The following is a 16,766-nucleotide window of genomic DNA, read 5'->3' as shown; positions in this document are numbered from 1 at the left end:
ATGTAACTAAACCCACAAGATTAGTTGCTTGTTTAACAAAAAACCGACAAACGACAAGAATTAACACTTACAGGACTTACGCAATTGTCACAATACACCGGTGGTGCGTGACACTCAAAACCTTATTAATAAGTTCAGATTAACTCGCTTGTGTCACGCACCCTACAAGAAAAATGTGCCGGTTGCGTAAGTCCTAACTTAATATGGGACATTGATTTTAATGGGTATCATCTCTTCTGTACTTCACTCCTGTACTTCTATAGAAGAGTAAAAACCATATCAATAGAAAATTAAAATCAAATCAACCAAAATACACCCGATAGCAACAACAAGAAGAACTTTCTGATTAGAGAAAACGTGAAAATTTTGGTATGTAAATTCTGATATTAATAATATATTAATTGATTATTTTTCTCAATAGATGAGTTAATATATTAACAGTATGGAATCTTTGTGGTGTAATTGTCATATCCTTCACTCTCCATAATTTAATAGTAATCTGATCGAATATAAAAATTATAATAGTAACTAATTTATCTTTTTATTGATAAAACTTAGCGATAGATTACTAAATATATATTCTTATAAAATTGGGTTTCGAGAGTAGATTTCTATAAATAAATTAAAAACTCAAATAAGTAAATAACATCAAAAACGGAGGTCAGTGTTGAATAATAATGATAATTTAGATAGCAACTTTAATTCGCCAGAGACTGGAAGATGGGCTGGATTCCAGTTTTTTTGTGGCGCTCAATCTCGAAAAATCAACTTGAACTCTCGTGCGAATTTGATTTCACTATCTGAAACTCAACTGGGAGATGTTGTTTGTATTGTCGAAATTGACCCCATAGACTGCATTGATTACTTATTGAATATGGGATTTACGATTGGAGCTGAATTACAGGTCATTAGTGTGACCAAAACCGGTTCTGTAGTTGTCAACTTAAATGATAAATGTTTAGGGCTAGGTGCAGACATGGCTAGTAGTATTTTTGTGAAAAGGTTTTCATAGGTCACATCAGCTATTTTTACTCTCTACTCCCTTCTCTAACAAATTTTTTAATCAATTTCACTCAAGTACTTACAGCATACTTCAACTTGATGATGAATCAGACTCGGACAGACATTAGCACTCAAATAAAACGAGTTTGAGGATATAATTTTGTACCTCATTTACTCGCAAATTACTGTATTTCAAGAACCCATTTCAGCTACTTATAAAGTTACCCAGAATAACTTCATGGTCTTGTTTAGGACGCCCAGGTTTCAAATCATTTAGCGTGGATTGTGATTTGTAATACAAATTAATTATTTTTTCACTATTGACAATTTATATCAAATAAATCAATATGTAATTATAAGTATCGCTAATCAAAGCATTAATTAACTAAAACTAATTTTATCTAATTGCGAATAGGATAACGCTGTCAGATGTTTTTTTCTGCTGTAAAGGTTGCATATTGGGAATAGCGGCATGATTGGATTTGCTACAGCATCAGATGTTTCAAAGCAACAGTTGCAAATTAATTTCAAAACTTGGTTGAGACCGACTTTTTCTCCAGAGCATGGAGTCTTGCTGGTTTTGTTCGGTTCTGTTGTGACCGGATCGGCTTTAGCTCAAGCCTGGAATTATTGCACAACATTAGCATTTGTTTGTGCGTTTTTTGCTTTGCAAGCAGAGCATCCTTTGGTGGTTCAGATTAAACAAAGAAGTACGTGGAAACCTAGATTTTTGATTTGGAGTGGAATCTATGGGGTGATCGCAATTGTGATCGCTACTTGGTTGTGGTTTCAGTCTCCGATTTTAGTCTGGATCTATGTTTTAGCCTTGATAGCATTCATCGCTGATGTTGTTGCTGTGTTGCAGAAAAGACATAAGTCAATTCTCAATGAACTGGTGATATTTGCAGCGATTTGTTTATCAACTCCTTTGGCTTATGCAGCAACTACACATAGCCTTTGTGTAGAAGTAATAGCAGTTTGGTTATTAAATACATTGTTCTTTGGTAGTGCGATTTTCACCATCAAACTACGACGTAAGAAGACAAGTTCTTTGATGTTGGGGGTGACATATCACGCAATTGCAACCACGATAATCACTGGGTTTTATTTTCTAGGTTGGTTGAATATCTTTACAGCTTTAGCATTCGTTGTTGCTTTAATTAAATTTGCTGTGGTTATTGGGATTCGTAGTTGGTATTGTAAAGCTCGATTTCAATATGTCGCTGTATTTGAAACCCGTTTTGCCTTAATCTATGTGGCTATAGCAGCAATTAGTGTTTTACCAGCTCATTTGTAGCCCAGCCCTATACACAAATCATTAGCTGTCCGTAGGACATAACAGACTATCCCCGTAGGGCGACAAAAATTCAATATGGCGTTGCTTAATCATTTCCCACTAAATCCCCAAGAAAAGTGGAATGGATGCGGAATAAGAAAGAGTCTTCAGTTTTCTGCACGGCTATAGGAATTATAACTAGTTTAAATACTTAACTATATTTTTAGTACTTATAAGCTCATTTGTTCTCATACAATTGAGCTTGTTTGTTATTCTTGTTTTGCTAGTCAATAATTGTATGTTTATTCATTACAGCTTTCTGTAAGATAAATTTTGTGTCGATTTTTACTTAAAAAATACGTAAATAAAGACTTTTGGTCTGAAGAAATAGTTAGAAAACACAAAAAACCTTTTACACAGACCAGAGAAAATCAAATGATGCAAATTTTCAATCAAAAAATAATATCAGAATACCCACAAACAAAAGTAGATCGTAATACTTGGAAAAGTATATTGATGCAAATCTTTCAGAAACAAGCAATACCAAAATTTCCAAGAGCAAAAGTATCTTACGACCCCCAGAATAATATATGGACTTTGGAAGAACAATATTCTTACAAAGATGATATGAAAAAATCTACAATTCTTTTAGATAAAGGTTTCAAGTTCGACCTTTCTTCTATTCCCAGACTATTTTGGATAATAATAGGAACCCATGAGCTTTCACTGGAAGCACCATTAGTTCATGATTTCATGTATATGAGTAGGGGAGGAACCAGAGGGTATTTACACCAAAAACCAATATTGGGTAGTATCAAAACTGAAGGGGTTTACTATTCTCGCAAAGAAGTTGACGATCTATTTCTTCTAATGATGCAACAAGCAGGTGTAAGCAGATGGCGTAGATTGTTGGGATATATAGGTGTCAAGTTTTTTGGTGGATGGTACTGGAATTCCAGTGAGAAAAAAATTAATGATATGACCCAAATAAAAGTATGAGTTAAACAAAATTATCAAATTAAATTCAAATATCAAATATTAATCACAAAAAGGATAAAGAAAATCCCCCTACTAAAATTATGATTTATTGGCAAACTTAAAAAATCTACATGTTTAATCAAAAATTAACTTTAGCTTGGGGATTGTCAAGACAAAATTGCTGGAATAGAAAGTTAGCCAATATTTAAGTTAGTCTAAGTTAATTTAATTAAATTTAATTTTATTTTATTTAATTTATTTTTAGTCTCAATTAGAATCATCTTTGTCACGCTCTAAATCATAAATTACTGTTTCTAGATACCATTCTTCAGACATACCTGGATAGTAATGTTTTGCTTGTTCGATTAATCTTTGTGCGATCGCCCAATGTCCCCCTACCAATCTTAAAAGACGCTGTCGGAGAATTTCATCGTTTGTTTTTTGAATTTCGGGACTGGGAGATTTAAATCTCTTCATATGATTTAAAACTGTTTGATAATTTTCCCAGTCTTCTTTTTCGCAAAATATGCTGATGGCGCGTTGACAGTCATCTACAGCACGTTGTACTTCTTCAATATAGGTATAAGCAATACCGCGATTGTAGTAAGCGTGGGCATTGTTGGAATCATGTTCAATGGCACTGGTATAATCCTCTATGGCTCCGATGTAATTGCCCATTTCTCGGTAAGCATTACCTCTACCGACATAAACTAAGGTATTTTCTGGATCGATACTAATTGCAGAATTGAAATCTTTAATTGCTCCTTGAAAATCCCCTAAATGAGAACGTACTTTACCACGACTCCGGTAAACAATTGCATCCCGAAAATCTAATCCTAAAGCTTGATTGAAATCTGAAATTGCTTCTTGATATTTACCTTGTTTGAAGCGGACTATACCTCGACAACAATAAGCTTTACCATCTTGAGGATCTGTTAAAAGTAACCAGTTCAAATCCTCTAATGCTTCTGGGGTATCCCCGCGTTCGGCTTTATCTAATAATTGGGTCAAATAATCGCTTTCAGATACTATTGGTGAATTTTGATTTTTAGATGTTTGATTTTTAGGTTGTTGATTTCTAGATTCTTGAGCAAGGTGTCCTGTGGTTGTTTGATATTCTTTTGGCTGTAACTGTTTAATTTTTTCTAAACAAAGCCGACAATTTTCCTTATCTTTCTGTCGCAGATATAAATCTGCTGCTTTTTTAAAGTCTGCGATCGCATCTGTGGTATAGCCTTGTTTGCGCCGAACTATTCCCCGTAAATCATAGGCTGCGGCATGATTGATGTTGATATTAATAGCTTTTTCGACATCATCTAAACTTCCAGGTAAATTTTTTAACTCTAATCTTGCCAGCGCGCGACAATAATAAGCTTCTCCATTCCTAGGATTTAATTTTAAACACTCACTATAATCGGAAATTGCTTGATATATATCTCCTGATTCATAGTATGCTAACCCCCGATAGCGGTAGGCATCGGCAAAGTAAGGATTTACCTGCAAAGCATGAGTAAATTGTTCGATTGCTGCTTTGTGGTCTTTTTCCTTTAATTTTTCTAAGCCTTGATTGTAATATTCTTGACTCATAATTTTTTTTGATAAACTCAGGAAATTTGTTTTTAAGGACGGGTGACACTAATTGTCGTTAATTTAGTCGTTAAGTTATAAAGAGGTTCATAAGTACCCATTCTAACTAACCTATTTCAGCATTAGGCAGAGTGCAAATATTAAATTTGCTCGAATGTTGCAATTAATTATAACTACCAATTCATTTTATTAAGTGTGAAATATTTTATATAAATTTCCCTTACAAAATCAGGTTTTGAGAATATCAAAAACAATCTAATGCTCTATATTTCTCACTCAAGGGTGAAAATTTTTGCAATACACAATAAGATGGAAATAATCAATCATTGTGTCAATAGTGACATCTATTCACCTATAGACCAGATAGCAACACTACCTCCGTTATCTGCACCACTACTTACAAGGGTTTTTCCATCTGAACTGAAAGTTAAAGAATAGACATGACCGGTGTAAGGTAAACTAGGTGCGACCTGGAAATTTCCCTTGCTCTTAGGTGCAGACATACTCCAAATCTGAATTTCCGAACCAAACCCACCAACTGCAAGGGTTTTCCCAATCCCCTGCGGGGACGCTGCGCTAACGGGACTAAAAGCTATTGCATGGGGTCTATTTATCTTCACATCGAAAGTATCAAAAACTTCTCCGGTCTCTAACCCCCATATTCTCACTGCTCCATTGGAGTAAATATCTCCTTTCATACGGAAATAACCAGCAAGAAACTTACCATTAGGATCGATCACCAGAGAATTTACCCCACCTACGGAACCACCAGTCAAACGATGAACTAATTTATTCGTTTTAATATTCCAAAGCTTTATTTCTTGATCGCCGAAACTCCTACTAGCAATAAACTTACCATTAGGAGTAAAGGCAATGGATACAATGTTACCTGTATGAGCATTTATGGAACGGCTTAGCTTACCTTCACGAGTCCAAAATTTAAGCTTACCATTACCATCCCCACTAATAAGGGTTTTCCCATCAGGACTCCAAGCGATTGAATATACCGCCCGAGGGTTTTGCAAGTTTAGGAGTAATTTCCCATCTGGCTGCCACAGCTTAATTGTACCATCAATGCTAGCACTCGCGATAATTTTCCATCGGGGGCGATCGCCACTGATTGTACCCAATTAGAATGTCCTTCCAGGGTACGAATTAATTCTCCTGTGTCCTGAGACCATAACCAAAGTCTTGGTGCATTTATTTTGTAATATTCAGCAAGTCTTAAATAGAGATTGTAATAGAATGTATTTTTGCTGTTTTTAAGGAATGTGGATTAAATAAAGTACAAAATTAGGGTGCTGTTAGCATCGCGTAACGCACCATTCCAAATTTCAGAATTACAGGTTATTAAATTCTCATTCCTAAACAATTCATATAAAACAAAAGCACTTATTCATAAGTGCCATGATATATTTCTACAGATTATCTTTGTCTGTGTACCTACAGAATAAACGGGAAAGTAAAATTTACCTCTGTAATAATACTATTTTTTCTACTTTCACCAAAAACAATTGTGCGATTTTCTGTAAATTAACCCTTGATAAGATTTAGGATGTTAAAAATCTAGAATTATGAAGTTGAGCTTTTTTCTGTCTCAGCTATTTTTTCTGTTTGAGATACTTTTTCATCAATAGTTTCATTCACCGGACTTTGTACAACTAGTACAGAACAAGATGCATGATGTAATACATAATTGCTAACACTACCCAGGAAAAATTCACTTAAACCGCGCCGACCGCGACGACCCATAATAATTACATCTGCACCCCAGCTAAGTGCTGTATCACAAATAGTTCGACCTGCTTCACCAATATATTGGTTACATTCAGTTACAATACCTATTTTTTTCGCTTTTTCGCACCGACAATGTAGCCATTTCAACCTATCTTCCTTAAGCTTTGTCCAATCTTTGAGATGTATCTCATTCCTTTGAGCTTGGTACTCTGGATAAAGAATTGTTGGTTGAACAAATACAGGATCGATATATTGTTCGTCCAATGGATTTAAGACATGAAGCAACAGCAAGCGCGCATCATTTGTTTTTGCTAAAGATACAGCTTCATCAAAAACGTGCTGACTCATATCAGAAGTATCTATCGCAACTAGAACTTTTTGAAACATATTTTACTCCTAAAAGATTGGAAAATAGGGGTGATATTCTTTCCGTTTACTTTGGAATGATTTAAAAGGTGATTGAAAAAACTCTGAACCTTTGTTCATATAAAATATATAATTCCGATGCTAACGGATTTGATATGAATGATTGAATTAGTTATTTCTGATTTCTCACTTTTGATTTTCTCCTCATAAGATGCGAATAGATTTCATTTCAAATACTATTTTCAGCTTTAGTTTCAGTTTTAGTTTCAGTTTCAGTTTCTAATGTTTTTGTTTGAGATACTTTTCGACCGTTGGTCTGAATAAGTGGACCTTGTACAATTAACACCGAACAAGATGCATGATGCAGTACATAATTACTAACGCTGCCAAGAAAAAATTCACTCAAACCACTACGACCGCGACGACCGATCACAATTAAATCTGCACCCCAGCTACGAGCAACATTACAAATTGTTCGACTTGCTTCGCCAATATGTTGATTAGATTCAGCGACCATACCTAATTTTTTTGCCCGATCACGCTGAGATTGGAGCCATTTCAATCTTTTTTCTTTGAGCTTTTGCCAATCAATATATGTTTTATCATTTTCGCCTTGGTATTCTGAATAAAAAATAATTGGTTCTATGACTGTACCATCAATATATTGTTCATCTAAGGGATTTAAGACATGAAGTAACAGCAAGCGTGCATTATTTGTTTTTGCTAAAGATACAGCTTCATCAAAAACGTACTGGCTCATATCAGAAGTATCGATCGCAACAAGAAGTTTGTGAAACATGGGTTAACTCCTTGGATGTTAGGAAGTTTAGGAGGTATTGGGAGTATTAGAAGAAGTTTGGGAATTAGGGAGCGATAAGCCCGTTTAGACGCACTCCGTGTTAGTACGCGCCTTCCGGCGTTCGCATAGCGCGTCAACAAACGGCTAAGCCGCGTCAACAAACACTGCAGGTGCGATTCAGGACATGCGCAAAGCGATAAGCTCGAAGAGCATGCGCGGAGCGTTCGGGGCTAATCAAGAATTTAGAGATGAATTTGAATTTGAACTTGAATTTGAACTTGAATTTGAATTTGAACTTGAGCGTCAATGGAAATGTGAATTTCTAACCTTGTGTTTCTTGCTTTATCGTTCCCTGTTCCCTTCCAAGTAAATATAATTTTTAACTTTCCTGCTCGACAGCAGCGACTTTTAACAAGGTCTTCAATACTGAGTCAGGATTGAGACTGATAGAGTCAATACCTTGTTGGACTAAGAAACGAGCAAATTCTGGATAATCACTGGGTGCTTGTCCGCAGATACCAATTTTACGTCCGTGTAGTTTAACAGTAGTTATAGCTTTGGCTATTGTCCGTTTCACTGCTTCATTTCGTTCGTCAAACAAATGTGCAATTAATCCTGAATCTCGATCCAAACCAAGTGTTAACTGAGTCAAGTCATTAGAACCAATAGAAAATCCATCAAAAATTTGGCTAAATTCATCGGCTAATTGGACATTAGATGGTAACTCGCACATTACATAGACTTGTAGGTTATTTTCACCCTTAACTAAGCCATTTTTCGCCATCTCTGCTAAAACACGATTACCTTCTTCTGGAGTACGACAAAATGGAACCATCAAAATTACATTGGTTAAACCCATTTCATCCCGTACTCTTTTCATGGCTTGACATTCTAGAGCAAAGCCCTGACGATAACGTTCGTCATAGTAGCGAGAAGCACCGCGCCATCCCAACATTGGATTTTCTTCTTTGGGTTCAAATTCCCTTCCACCTAAAAGGTTTGCATATTCGTTACTCTTAAAATCACTGAGACGAACTATGACAGGTTTGGGATAGAATGCTGCAGCAATAGTACCTATACCCTGCGCTAATCTATCTACAAAGAATTGAGGTTTGTCTTGGTATTGTTTAGTTAATTCTGCAATTTTGGATTTAGCGAGTTTGTCTTCTAATATATCAAAGTTAATTAATGCTAATGGGTGGGCTTTAATATGATTGGCGATAATAAATTCCATCCTTGCAAGTCCTACCCCATCATTAGGTATAGCACTCAAACCAAAAGCTTCTTCTGGATTACCCACATTCATCATGATTTTAGTTTGAGTACGGGGTAATTTCTCCAACTTTACTTCTTCGACTTCGTAAGGTAATAATCCTTGATAAACCTTACCTGTTTCTCCTTCTGCACAAGAAACGGTAATGTCTTGTCCAGTTTTTAAAACGGTAGTAGCATTACCGCAACCAACTATTGCAGGAATTCCCATTTCTCTTGCAATAATTGCTGCGTGACAGGTGCGTCCTCCTGAATTTGTTACTATTGCACCAGCTTTTTTCATTATTGGTTCCCAGTCAGGATCGGTACGGTTAGTTACTAACACTTCTCCTGGTTCGAACAAGTTAAGATTATGTACGTCGAGAATAATTTTGGCTTTACCTTGACCGATCATTTCGCCAACACTGCGACCTGTCACCAATAAAGATTTTTCCCTGGATATGTTTGTATCGTTTTTGAGGCGGTATGTCCGGAGGATATTATTTAGCTTTTGCGACTGGACTGTTTCTGGACGAGCTTGGACAATAAATAATTCATTAGTAATACCATCTTTTGCCCATTCAATATCCATTGGAGTATAAGTACCCCGTACTTGGGAATAGTGTTCTTCAATTATGCAAGCCCAGTGCGTTAATTGTAAAATTTCATCATTATCTAAAGCAAATTTCTGACGCTGGCTTGGAGGTACAGGAATATTTTTAGTTAATTTAGAACCGCCTAAATCGTACACCATTTTAATTTCTTTGGTGCCGAGGCGTTTATCTAAAATTGGGCGATACCCTTGCTTTAATGTAGGCTTAAATACTAAGTACTCATCTGGATTTACTGCCCCTTGGACTACATTTTCACCTAAACCATAGGCAGCTGTAATTAATACCGCATCTTTAAAACCGCTTTCGGTATCGATGGAAAACATTACACCAGAAGCAGCTAAATCAGAACGTACCATTTTTTGTACGCCTACTGACAAAGCCACATTAAAGTGATCGAAGCCTTTAAGTTGTCGGTAAGAAATTGCACGGTCTGTAAAAATAGATGCAAAGCATTTATGACAAGCTTGTAAAACAGCCGATAGACCGTGAACATTTAAATAAGTTTCTTGTTGTCCAGCGAAGCTTGCATCGGGTAAGTCTTCCGCTGTTGCACTGGAGCGAACTGCTACATCAATATCAGGACCATACTCAGAGCAAAGATTTTTATAAGCTGTTGCAATGGATTTTTGCAATTCCTCTGGGAAAGGGGTTTGTAGGATCAAATTCCTCGCTTTCCTACCACATTTTCGCAGACTATCAATATTTTCTACATCTAACGAAGCAAAAATATCTCTTAATTGGGTTTCTAATCCACCGGCTTTAATAAAATAACGATAAGCCTCAGCAGTAGTTGCAAATCCTGTGGGTACTTTAACACCTTTAGGTGTGAGCAGGCGGATCATTTCCCCCAAAGAAGCATTTTTACCACCCACTAGAGAAATATCTGCAATTCCTACTTCATGGAAAGATAATACTAGACATTTTTCTTTAGATTGTTGGTGGGTATCAATTACTTTGTTTAACATAGTAAAGCTTCCTATCAAAGGTATTGCACAACAAAAGAAAGTACTGATTTAAGCTCTTTTATCCTCTTCGCTCGATATTCACTGTTATACAAAGATAATTTGAGGAATTTGTGAGGATGGGTATTGGTGAAAGGTTTAAATCGCCGTCATTTAGAACTTTATCAAAAAGCTCCTCACATAATTCATAGAAATTGGGTAAGATTTTATTAAATAAAGACTATTTTTTACTTTATATATTACAAAATTGAAAATTTCCTGTGCTTATGGATACAGGTTTTGTTATCTAAATTTATATATTACTATTGAATTATATTATCTGTTTACTGTGCTCTGTTCTTGGTTCCTGATGCCACGAAATATTAAATTAATTTTGCCTTGCTGCTTAAACTTATAAGGGCTGCTTTAAAATCAGCAATAGTTTGGCTTATTTTTTCGCATGAAAATTCTGGTAGTAGATGATGATGAATTTACTGCACAAGCACTTACCTCTTTTCTTGAGGTGCAGAACTATGTTGTAGAAATGACACATGATGGTGAATCAGCTTGGGATTTAGTGCAAGCTTTTGACTACGATTTAATTTTGTTGGATGTAATTTTACCGAAGTTAGATGGTATAGCTCTTTGTCAGCGATTGCGTAAATACGGGTATCAAATGCCTATTCTATTGCTGACAGGTAAAAACAGTAGTCATGAGAAAGCTGTAGGTTTAGATGCAGGTGCTGATGACTATCTTGTAAAACCTTGCGATCCAGAAGAATTGGTCGCACGGGTGAGGGCTTTACTGCGTCGTAGCAATGCTACTTCTATGCCAGTGCTTGAGTGGGACAATTTACGTTTAGACCCCAGAAGTTGTGAAGTAACCTGTGACGGGAAGATAATCCATTTTACTCCCAAAGAGTATGCCATGCTCGAACTTTTCATGCGAAATCCCCGTAGGGTTTTTAGTTGTAGCGCCATCTTAGATCGGGTTTGGTCTTTTGATAGTACCCCAGGGGAAGAAGCTGTAAGAACCCAAATCAAGGGTTTACGACAAAAGTTAAAGGCTGTTGGTGTGGTCGATGCAATTGAAACAGTTTATGGAATCGGTTATCGTCTCAAAATTTCCGACAGCAAGAAACGGAAAAAAACTGCGAAAAAGTCTGCCAAGAATGACTTATCTGAAATTAGTAAACAAACTCAACAACAAACCTTAGCAGCTTTAGCAGGAGTCTGGAGGCAATTTCAAGGTAGAGTTGAGCAACAAATAGATACATTAGTACAAGCTGCTACTGCAATTGAAGAGAACAGAATTGATCGAGATTTACTCACACAAGCACATCGGGAAGCTCATACTTTAGGCGGTTCTTTAGGTACTTTTGGTTTAAGTAAAGCTTCCGGTTTAGCCCGTAAAATTGAAAGTTTGCTCAACCCAGAAAATTTGAAGTCTCAACAATTATCTTTACAACCAAAAGCAATCAAACAGCTGAATCTGTTGACGATCGCCCTGCGTCAAGAAGTAAATAACTACAATAATACTGAAACATCCATTTCCAGCCCGACTTCTACCTCATCAATTAGTTCTGATGAAAAACCATTTTTATTAATAATTGAAAAAGACCGTCAACTGATAAGCGAACTGTTTATTGAGGCTGATGTGCGGGGAATTAGGGCGGAAGTTGCAACAAATATACAAACGGCACTCAAAAAAATATACAATCAAACCCCCCACCTCATACTGTTCGATCCTGCTGTTGCAGGAACAATCGAAAAAGGTTTGGAATTCTTAAATGAAATTAGTGTTTTTAAGCAACCTATACCGATTATTGTATTCACATCTGAAGATAGCTTAAATTATCGCGTTGAAGTTGCTCGCAAGGGAAGCAAAGTTTTTCTACATAAACCCCTACCTGCAAATGAAGTTTTAGAAGTAGTTGATCGAGCTTTAAGACAAAATGACCAAACTTCAGAAGCAGTCATTCTAGCTGTTGATGACGACCCACAAACCTTAGCAATGCTGCAAAGTTTACTACAGCCCTGGGGGCTAAAAATTGTAACTTTGAGCGAACCACAAAAATTTTGGGATACCTTAGAAGAAACGGAACCAGATTTATTAATTTTAGATATTAAAATGCCTCATGTGAGTGGCATTGAATTATGTCAAGTCGTGAGGAATGATGCTCGTTGGGGTGGTTTACCAATTTTGTTTCTTACTGCTTATAAGGATATTGACAGCGTAAACCAAGTATTTAACGTTGGTGCTGATGATTTTGTTAGCAAACCAATTATTGGTCCAGAACTGGTTGCTCGGATTATTAATCGCTTAGAAAGAATAAAACTAGTTCGTACCCTTGCAGAAACCGACCCTGTGACAAAATTAGCCAATCGTCATAAATCATCCCAGGAAATAGAAAAGTTTTTGCATCTCAGCCAAAGATGTCGTCAACCTTTATGTTTCACAATTTTAGATTTGCAAAACTTTAAACATATTAATAATACATTTGGTTACGCAATTGGTGATTCTGTATTGCGCGAAGTAGGGCAAACTTTAAGAAAATCTTTTAATCAGGAAGATGTAGTTGCCCGTTGGGGAGGGGGGGAGTTTATTATATGTATGTATGGAGTGAATCGCGATCGAGCAAGAAAGGAGATCGGAAAAATTTTAGAAAGCTTAAATCAGCAAGAGTTTTTCGCTCCAGATGGTAATAAGCTCAAAGTAAATGCTTGCGTGGGATTGGCACTATATCCTGAAGATGGTACTGAATTACAAAAATTATATGTATCCGCAGTTCGGGATTTGTCCAATGCAAAGTTGGCTAGAGGTTCCCATGTTTAGCAAAAATGTATAGAAATATAAAAAATCTGGAGTTAATCATAGGATCTCGAACCAGTATAATTGGATTAATTTCTCATTTTTATACCCTTTTATTCTTTAAAAAGAAGCAAATCAGGTAAATTATGGCTTTAGCAAGGTCATTCACAAGCATTGAATTAATTTCAAAAAAATTTGGGGCAATATTTATGTATAGCTGTTCACAGTACAGTTTTTACAGAAATATAAAAGCAGATTTACAATTTACATTTAGCTGAACTGCTCGCAACTATTTTTAGATTTAAAACCTGATTTAAAAACTTTGAATACCGTTTTCTTTTCAATTTTATAAAAAGTTCCCATATTAGCAAATTTAACTCTTTCTCTGGTAGAAAATTTAGTCATTTAACAATTAATCAAAAAAGTATTAAAGAATGAACAGTTCCAGTTCTGAATATGAGACAGAACGTATTGAGGCTCTTTATGAATATAAAATTTTAGATTCCGAAGCAGAGCCAGTATTTGATAATCTGGTTTATTTAGCTGCAAACATTTGTGAAACCCCTGTAGCTGTAATTAATTTGATTCATACCGAAAAGCACTGGTTCAAATCTTGTATTGGTTGGGAAGGAGTAAAAAAGGAAATACCGTTTTGTAATTTTACTATTTCCAACCCTAATCTATTAATTGTCACAGATAGTTTGGAAGATGAACGCTTCGAGCAAAACTCCTTCACCATCGATGGGAAATTAGCTCGTTTCTATGCAGGTGTTCCCTTAATAAATGCTGCTGGATATTCTGTTGGAACTTTATGCGTACTTGACTATACACCACGTTTTTTAAGTTTAAAGCAAATAGAAGTTCTCAAAGCACTTGGGAAACAGGTGATGATGATTTTGGAACTCAGACGAAATTCCATTAATGCTCAACAGAAGTCAGAAGAAATTCAACAACAGGGATTTAGTCAAACTGCAGAATTTATTGAAATCAATCAGAGATTGGAATCAGAGGTTAATCAACGCCAAGAAATGGAAAAAGCTTTGCAAATATCTCATAAATATCTTTCTGGTATTGTTGATATCGCTGATGACGCAATTATTTCTATAGATAAAGAGCAAAATATTCTTTTGTTCAATCAAGGTGCAGAAAAAATTTTTGGTTATACAGCAGCAGAAGTAATAGGAAAACCCCTTGATATACTTTTACCAACAAAATACCATCAAAGTCATAGAAAATATGTTGTTGATTTTGAAAAATCAAATGACAGAGCTAGGAGAATGGGTAAACGTCAAGAAATATTTGTCAGGAAAAAGAATGGTGAAGAATTTCCAGTAGAAGCTTCAATTTCTAAACTAAAGTTAGATAAAAATATTATTTTTACGGCTATATTACGTAACATTAGCGAAGAAAAAAAATCAAAGGAAGCTTTATTAGAACTTTCTCAAAAACATGAATTAATTCTGAATTCTATTGGAGAAGGTTTGTTTGGTTTAGATAAATCAGGAAAAATCACATTTGTAAACCCTGCAGCAATCAGTTTACTTAAGTACAAAAAACAAGAGTTAATCGGTCAAAATATAGATATGCTGCTAGCAAATAACCCATGCTTGGAAAACCCTGACGCAGATATTGAATGTGTGGTGAGAAAGTTGAAAACACAGGAAGTCAGCAACGATATATTTCGACGAAAAGATGGTTCTGTATTTCCAGTGGAATATATTCAAAATCCAATTTTAGATAAGGGTAAAGTTGTCGGAGCGGTCATTGCATTTAAAGATATTAGCGATCGCCAAATTATTGAGCGAATGAAAGATGAGTTTATTTCCGTTGTCAGTCACGAACTCCGTACCCCCCTTGCATCAATTCATGGGTCTTTAGGTATTTTGGATCGCGGGTTAATAGATGCGAAGTCAACTAAGGGAAAACGCTTAGTACATATTGCAGCTGACAGTACAGCACGCTTAGTAGAATTAGTTAACAATATTCTAGATATCGAACGCATCACTTACGGCAAAATGAAGATGCATAAACAAATTTGTGAAGTATCTGAAATTATTGTTTATGCTGCAAATAAGATGCAAACGATGGCGCAACGTTATGGAGTTAGCTTATCTATATCGACTGTTTCCGCTCAAATTTGGGCTGATGGCGATCGCATTGTTCAAACTCTAACTAATTTACTGAGCAACGCGATCAAATTCTCCACATCTGGAGGAAATGTGTACTTAAGTGCTTCTATTTGTGAAGATTTAGAAACTTGCATTGGTGAATATAAGAATTTATCTGAATATTCCTCCCGCAAGTATACTGGCGCTTATGTTAGCTTTCAAGTAAAAGATGAAGGATGTGGTATTCCCAACGATAAAATAGGTAATATATTTGATAAATTTCATCAGGTTGATACTTCTGACACTCGAAAAAAAGAGGGTAGTGGCTTGGGATTGACTATCTGTCAGTATATTGTGCAACAACACCTAGGGAAAATATGGGTTGAAAGTAAATTAGATCGAGGTAGTACTTTCTATTTAATTTTGCCCCTACATTTATATGAGGAGTAATATATAGATGAATATCAAAATACCTCAACAGTTATTATAAAAAACGTAAATTAATTCTAGTTAAAAGTGCTTCTTGAGTAAAGTTCTGTAAGAATATCAATATTAGAATATTAAATAGTATTTAAATACTATAAACATTCACTCTTATAATTAAAGATGGAAAATAAACGTATACTAGTAATTGATGATGAAGAATATGTTCGGGAAGTCATTCAAATTTGTTTAGAAACTGTAGCAGGGTGGGAAGTTATCACTGCTAATTCAGGTATTTCCGGTATTGAGTTAGCAGAGAAAGAACAGCCTGACGCTATTCTGCTTGATGTTATGATGCCTGAAATGGATGGTATAATGACTTTCAAAAAATTGCAGCTAAGTGAATTAACCAAAGACATACCTATTGTTTTGCTGACAGCAAAAGCAGAAGTTACTCAAGACCAAGAATTGGCTGAAATAGGTATTAAGGCTACTATTCCTAAACCATTTGAGCCCTTGGAGTTACCAAGTCAAATAGCGAAAGCTCTTAATTGGAATTAATAAATTTAATTAACTCTTTTTTACAAACGAATATTTAATAAATCAACCAAAATTAATGTTTTAAGTCAATTTATTTATGGGAACACAATAATTCTGCTAGAATAAGAGCACTGATAACGACTCATATTAGGTTTTTAAGTCTGGCTTTTTGACTTTTGGTTATTGATGTTTGATGTTTTATACTCAGAATAATCCGCGTTCTTTATGCAATCCTTCAGTTATTTATCTTCGTCATTTTGAAATGGATGCTCCCCAACCTGTAATAGTTTTTTGCTTTCTTTGAGTTGTTTCCAAAGAATTTTTATTTCCTT

11 protein-coding genes are annotated in these 16,766 nt (G+C 35.6%); 6 read left to right on the top strand and 5 right to left on the bottom strand.

The features are described 5' to 3' along the window. Positions 1 to 664: 664 nt before the first annotated feature. From QNJ50_RS03835 to QNJ50_RS03825, 3 genes are all read left to right on the top strand, one after another. On the top strand, positions 665 to 1,012 hold the full coding sequence (locus tag QNJ50_RS03835) for a FeoA family protein (RefSeq protein ID WP_300632197.1): 348 nt from the start codon (positions 665 to 667) through the stop codon (positions 1,010 to 1,012). A 462-nt stretch (positions 1,013 to 1,474) separates the two neighbouring features. Next, positions 1,475 to 2,299, top strand: a complete 825-nt coding sequence (locus QNJ50_RS03830) for a YwiC-like family protein (RefSeq protein ID WP_300632194.1) — start codon at positions 1,475 to 1,477, stop codon at positions 2,297 to 2,299. A gap of 414 nt (positions 2,300 to 2,713) precedes the next feature. Beyond that, a complete protein-coding gene (locus QNJ50_RS03825) occupies positions 2,714 to 3,277 on the top strand; it encodes a DUF1353 domain-containing protein (RefSeq protein WP_300632193.1) in 564 nt (187 codons plus the stop codon). Between the two features lie 246 nt (positions 3,278 to 3,523). Here the strand turns inward: QNJ50_RS03825 and QNJ50_RS03820 are convergent, their stop codons facing one another. The 5 genes from QNJ50_RS03820 to ppsA all read right to left on the bottom strand — a co-directional run bounded on the left by QNJ50_RS03820 (position 3,524) and on the right by ppsA (position 10,575). Further along, positions 3,524 to 4,843 (bottom strand): tetratricopeptide repeat protein, encoded by a 1,320-nt coding sequence (locus QNJ50_RS03820; RefSeq protein WP_300632191.1) that lies wholly within the window; start codon positions 4,841 to 4,843, stop codon positions 3,524 to 3,526. Positions 4,844 to 5,187: 344 nt separating this feature from the next. Next, positions 5,188 to 5,973, bottom strand: coding sequence for a hypothetical protein (locus QNJ50_RS03815; RefSeq protein ID WP_300632189.1), 786 nt, complete (start codon positions 5,971 to 5,973; stop codon positions 5,188 to 5,190). 442 nt (positions 5,974 to 6,415) lie between these two features. Further along, positions 6,416 to 6,967, bottom strand: a complete 552-nt coding sequence (locus tag QNJ50_RS03810; protein ID WP_300632188.1) for a universal stress protein — start codon at positions 6,965 to 6,967, stop codon at positions 6,416 to 6,418. Positions 6,968 to 7,175: 208 nt separating this feature from the next. Beyond that, positions 7,176 to 7,745, bottom strand: coding sequence for a universal stress protein (locus tag QNJ50_RS03805; protein ID WP_300632187.1), 570 nt, complete (start codon positions 7,743 to 7,745; stop codon positions 7,176 to 7,178). A gap of 379 nt (positions 7,746 to 8,124) precedes the next feature. Then, complete coding sequence (gene ppsA, locus QNJ50_RS03800) at positions 8,125 to 10,575, bottom strand: phosphoenolpyruvate synthase (protein ID WP_300632185.1); 2,451 nt, start codon at positions 10,573 to 10,575, stop codon at positions 8,125 to 8,127. 436 nt (positions 10,576 to 11,011) lie between these two features. Here ppsA and QNJ50_RS03795 point away from each other — a divergent pair, with 436 nt between their 5' ends. The 3 genes from QNJ50_RS03795 to QNJ50_RS03785 all read left to right on the top strand — a co-directional run bounded on the left by QNJ50_RS03795 (position 11,012) and on the right by QNJ50_RS03785 (position 16,455). Then, entirely contained in the window at positions 11,012 to 13,387 is a 2,376-nt protein-coding gene (locus QNJ50_RS03795; RefSeq protein WP_300632183.1) for a response regulator, read from the top strand. Between the two features lie 410 nt (positions 13,388 to 13,797). Further along, positions 13,798 to 15,921: a PAS domain S-box protein gene (locus QNJ50_RS03790; protein WP_300632180.1), complete on the top strand. Its 2,124-nt coding sequence runs from the start codon at positions 13,798 to 13,800 to the stop codon at positions 15,919 to 15,921. A 156-nt stretch (positions 15,922 to 16,077) separates the two neighbouring features. Next, a complete protein-coding gene (locus QNJ50_RS03785) occupies positions 16,078 to 16,455 on the top strand; it encodes a response regulator (protein ID WP_300632179.1) in 378 nt (125 codons plus the stop codon). Positions 16,456 to 16,766: the final 311 nt, after the last annotated feature.

Origin of the sequence: Mastigocoleus sp. MO_188.B34, from assembly GCF_030065675.1 — a bacterium.
GTDB lineage: Bacteria > Cyanobacteriota > Cyanobacteriia > Cyanobacteriales > Nostocaceae > Mastigocoleus.
This window is presented reverse-complemented; position numbering and strand designations above follow the sequence as displayed.

Coding starts and splice junctions, on each gene's coding strand:
- QNJ50_RS03830 (WP_300632194.1), top strand. CDS start 1,475: ATGATTGGATTTGCTACAGCATCAGATGTTTCAAAGCAACAGTTGCAA.
- QNJ50_RS03825 (WP_300632193.1), top strand. CDS start 2,714: ATGATGCAAATTTTCAATCAAAAAATAATATCAGAATACCCACAAACA.
- QNJ50_RS03820 (WP_300632191.1), bottom strand. CDS start 4,843: ATGAGTCAAGAATATTACAATCAAGGCTTAGAAAAATTAAAGGAAAAA.
- QNJ50_RS03810 (WP_300632188.1), bottom strand. CDS start 6,967: ATGTTTCAAAAAGTTCTAGTTGCGATAGATACTTCTGATATGAGTCAG.
- QNJ50_RS03805 (WP_300632187.1), bottom strand. CDS start 7,745: ATGTTTCACAAACTTCTTGTTGCGATCGATACTTCTGATATGAGCCAG.
- ppsA (WP_300632185.1), bottom strand. CDS start 10,575: ATGTTAAACAAAGTAATTGATACCCACCAACAATCTAAAGAAAAATGT.
- QNJ50_RS03795 (WP_300632183.1), top strand. CDS start 11,012: ATGAAAATTCTGGTAGTAGATGATGATGAATTTACTGCACAAGCACTT.
- QNJ50_RS03790 (WP_300632180.1), top strand. CDS start 13,798: ATGAACAGTTCCAGTTCTGAATATGAGACAGAACGTATTGAGGCTCTT.
- QNJ50_RS03785 (WP_300632179.1), top strand. CDS start 16,078: ATGGAAAATAAACGTATACTAGTAATTGATGATGAAGAATATGTTCGG.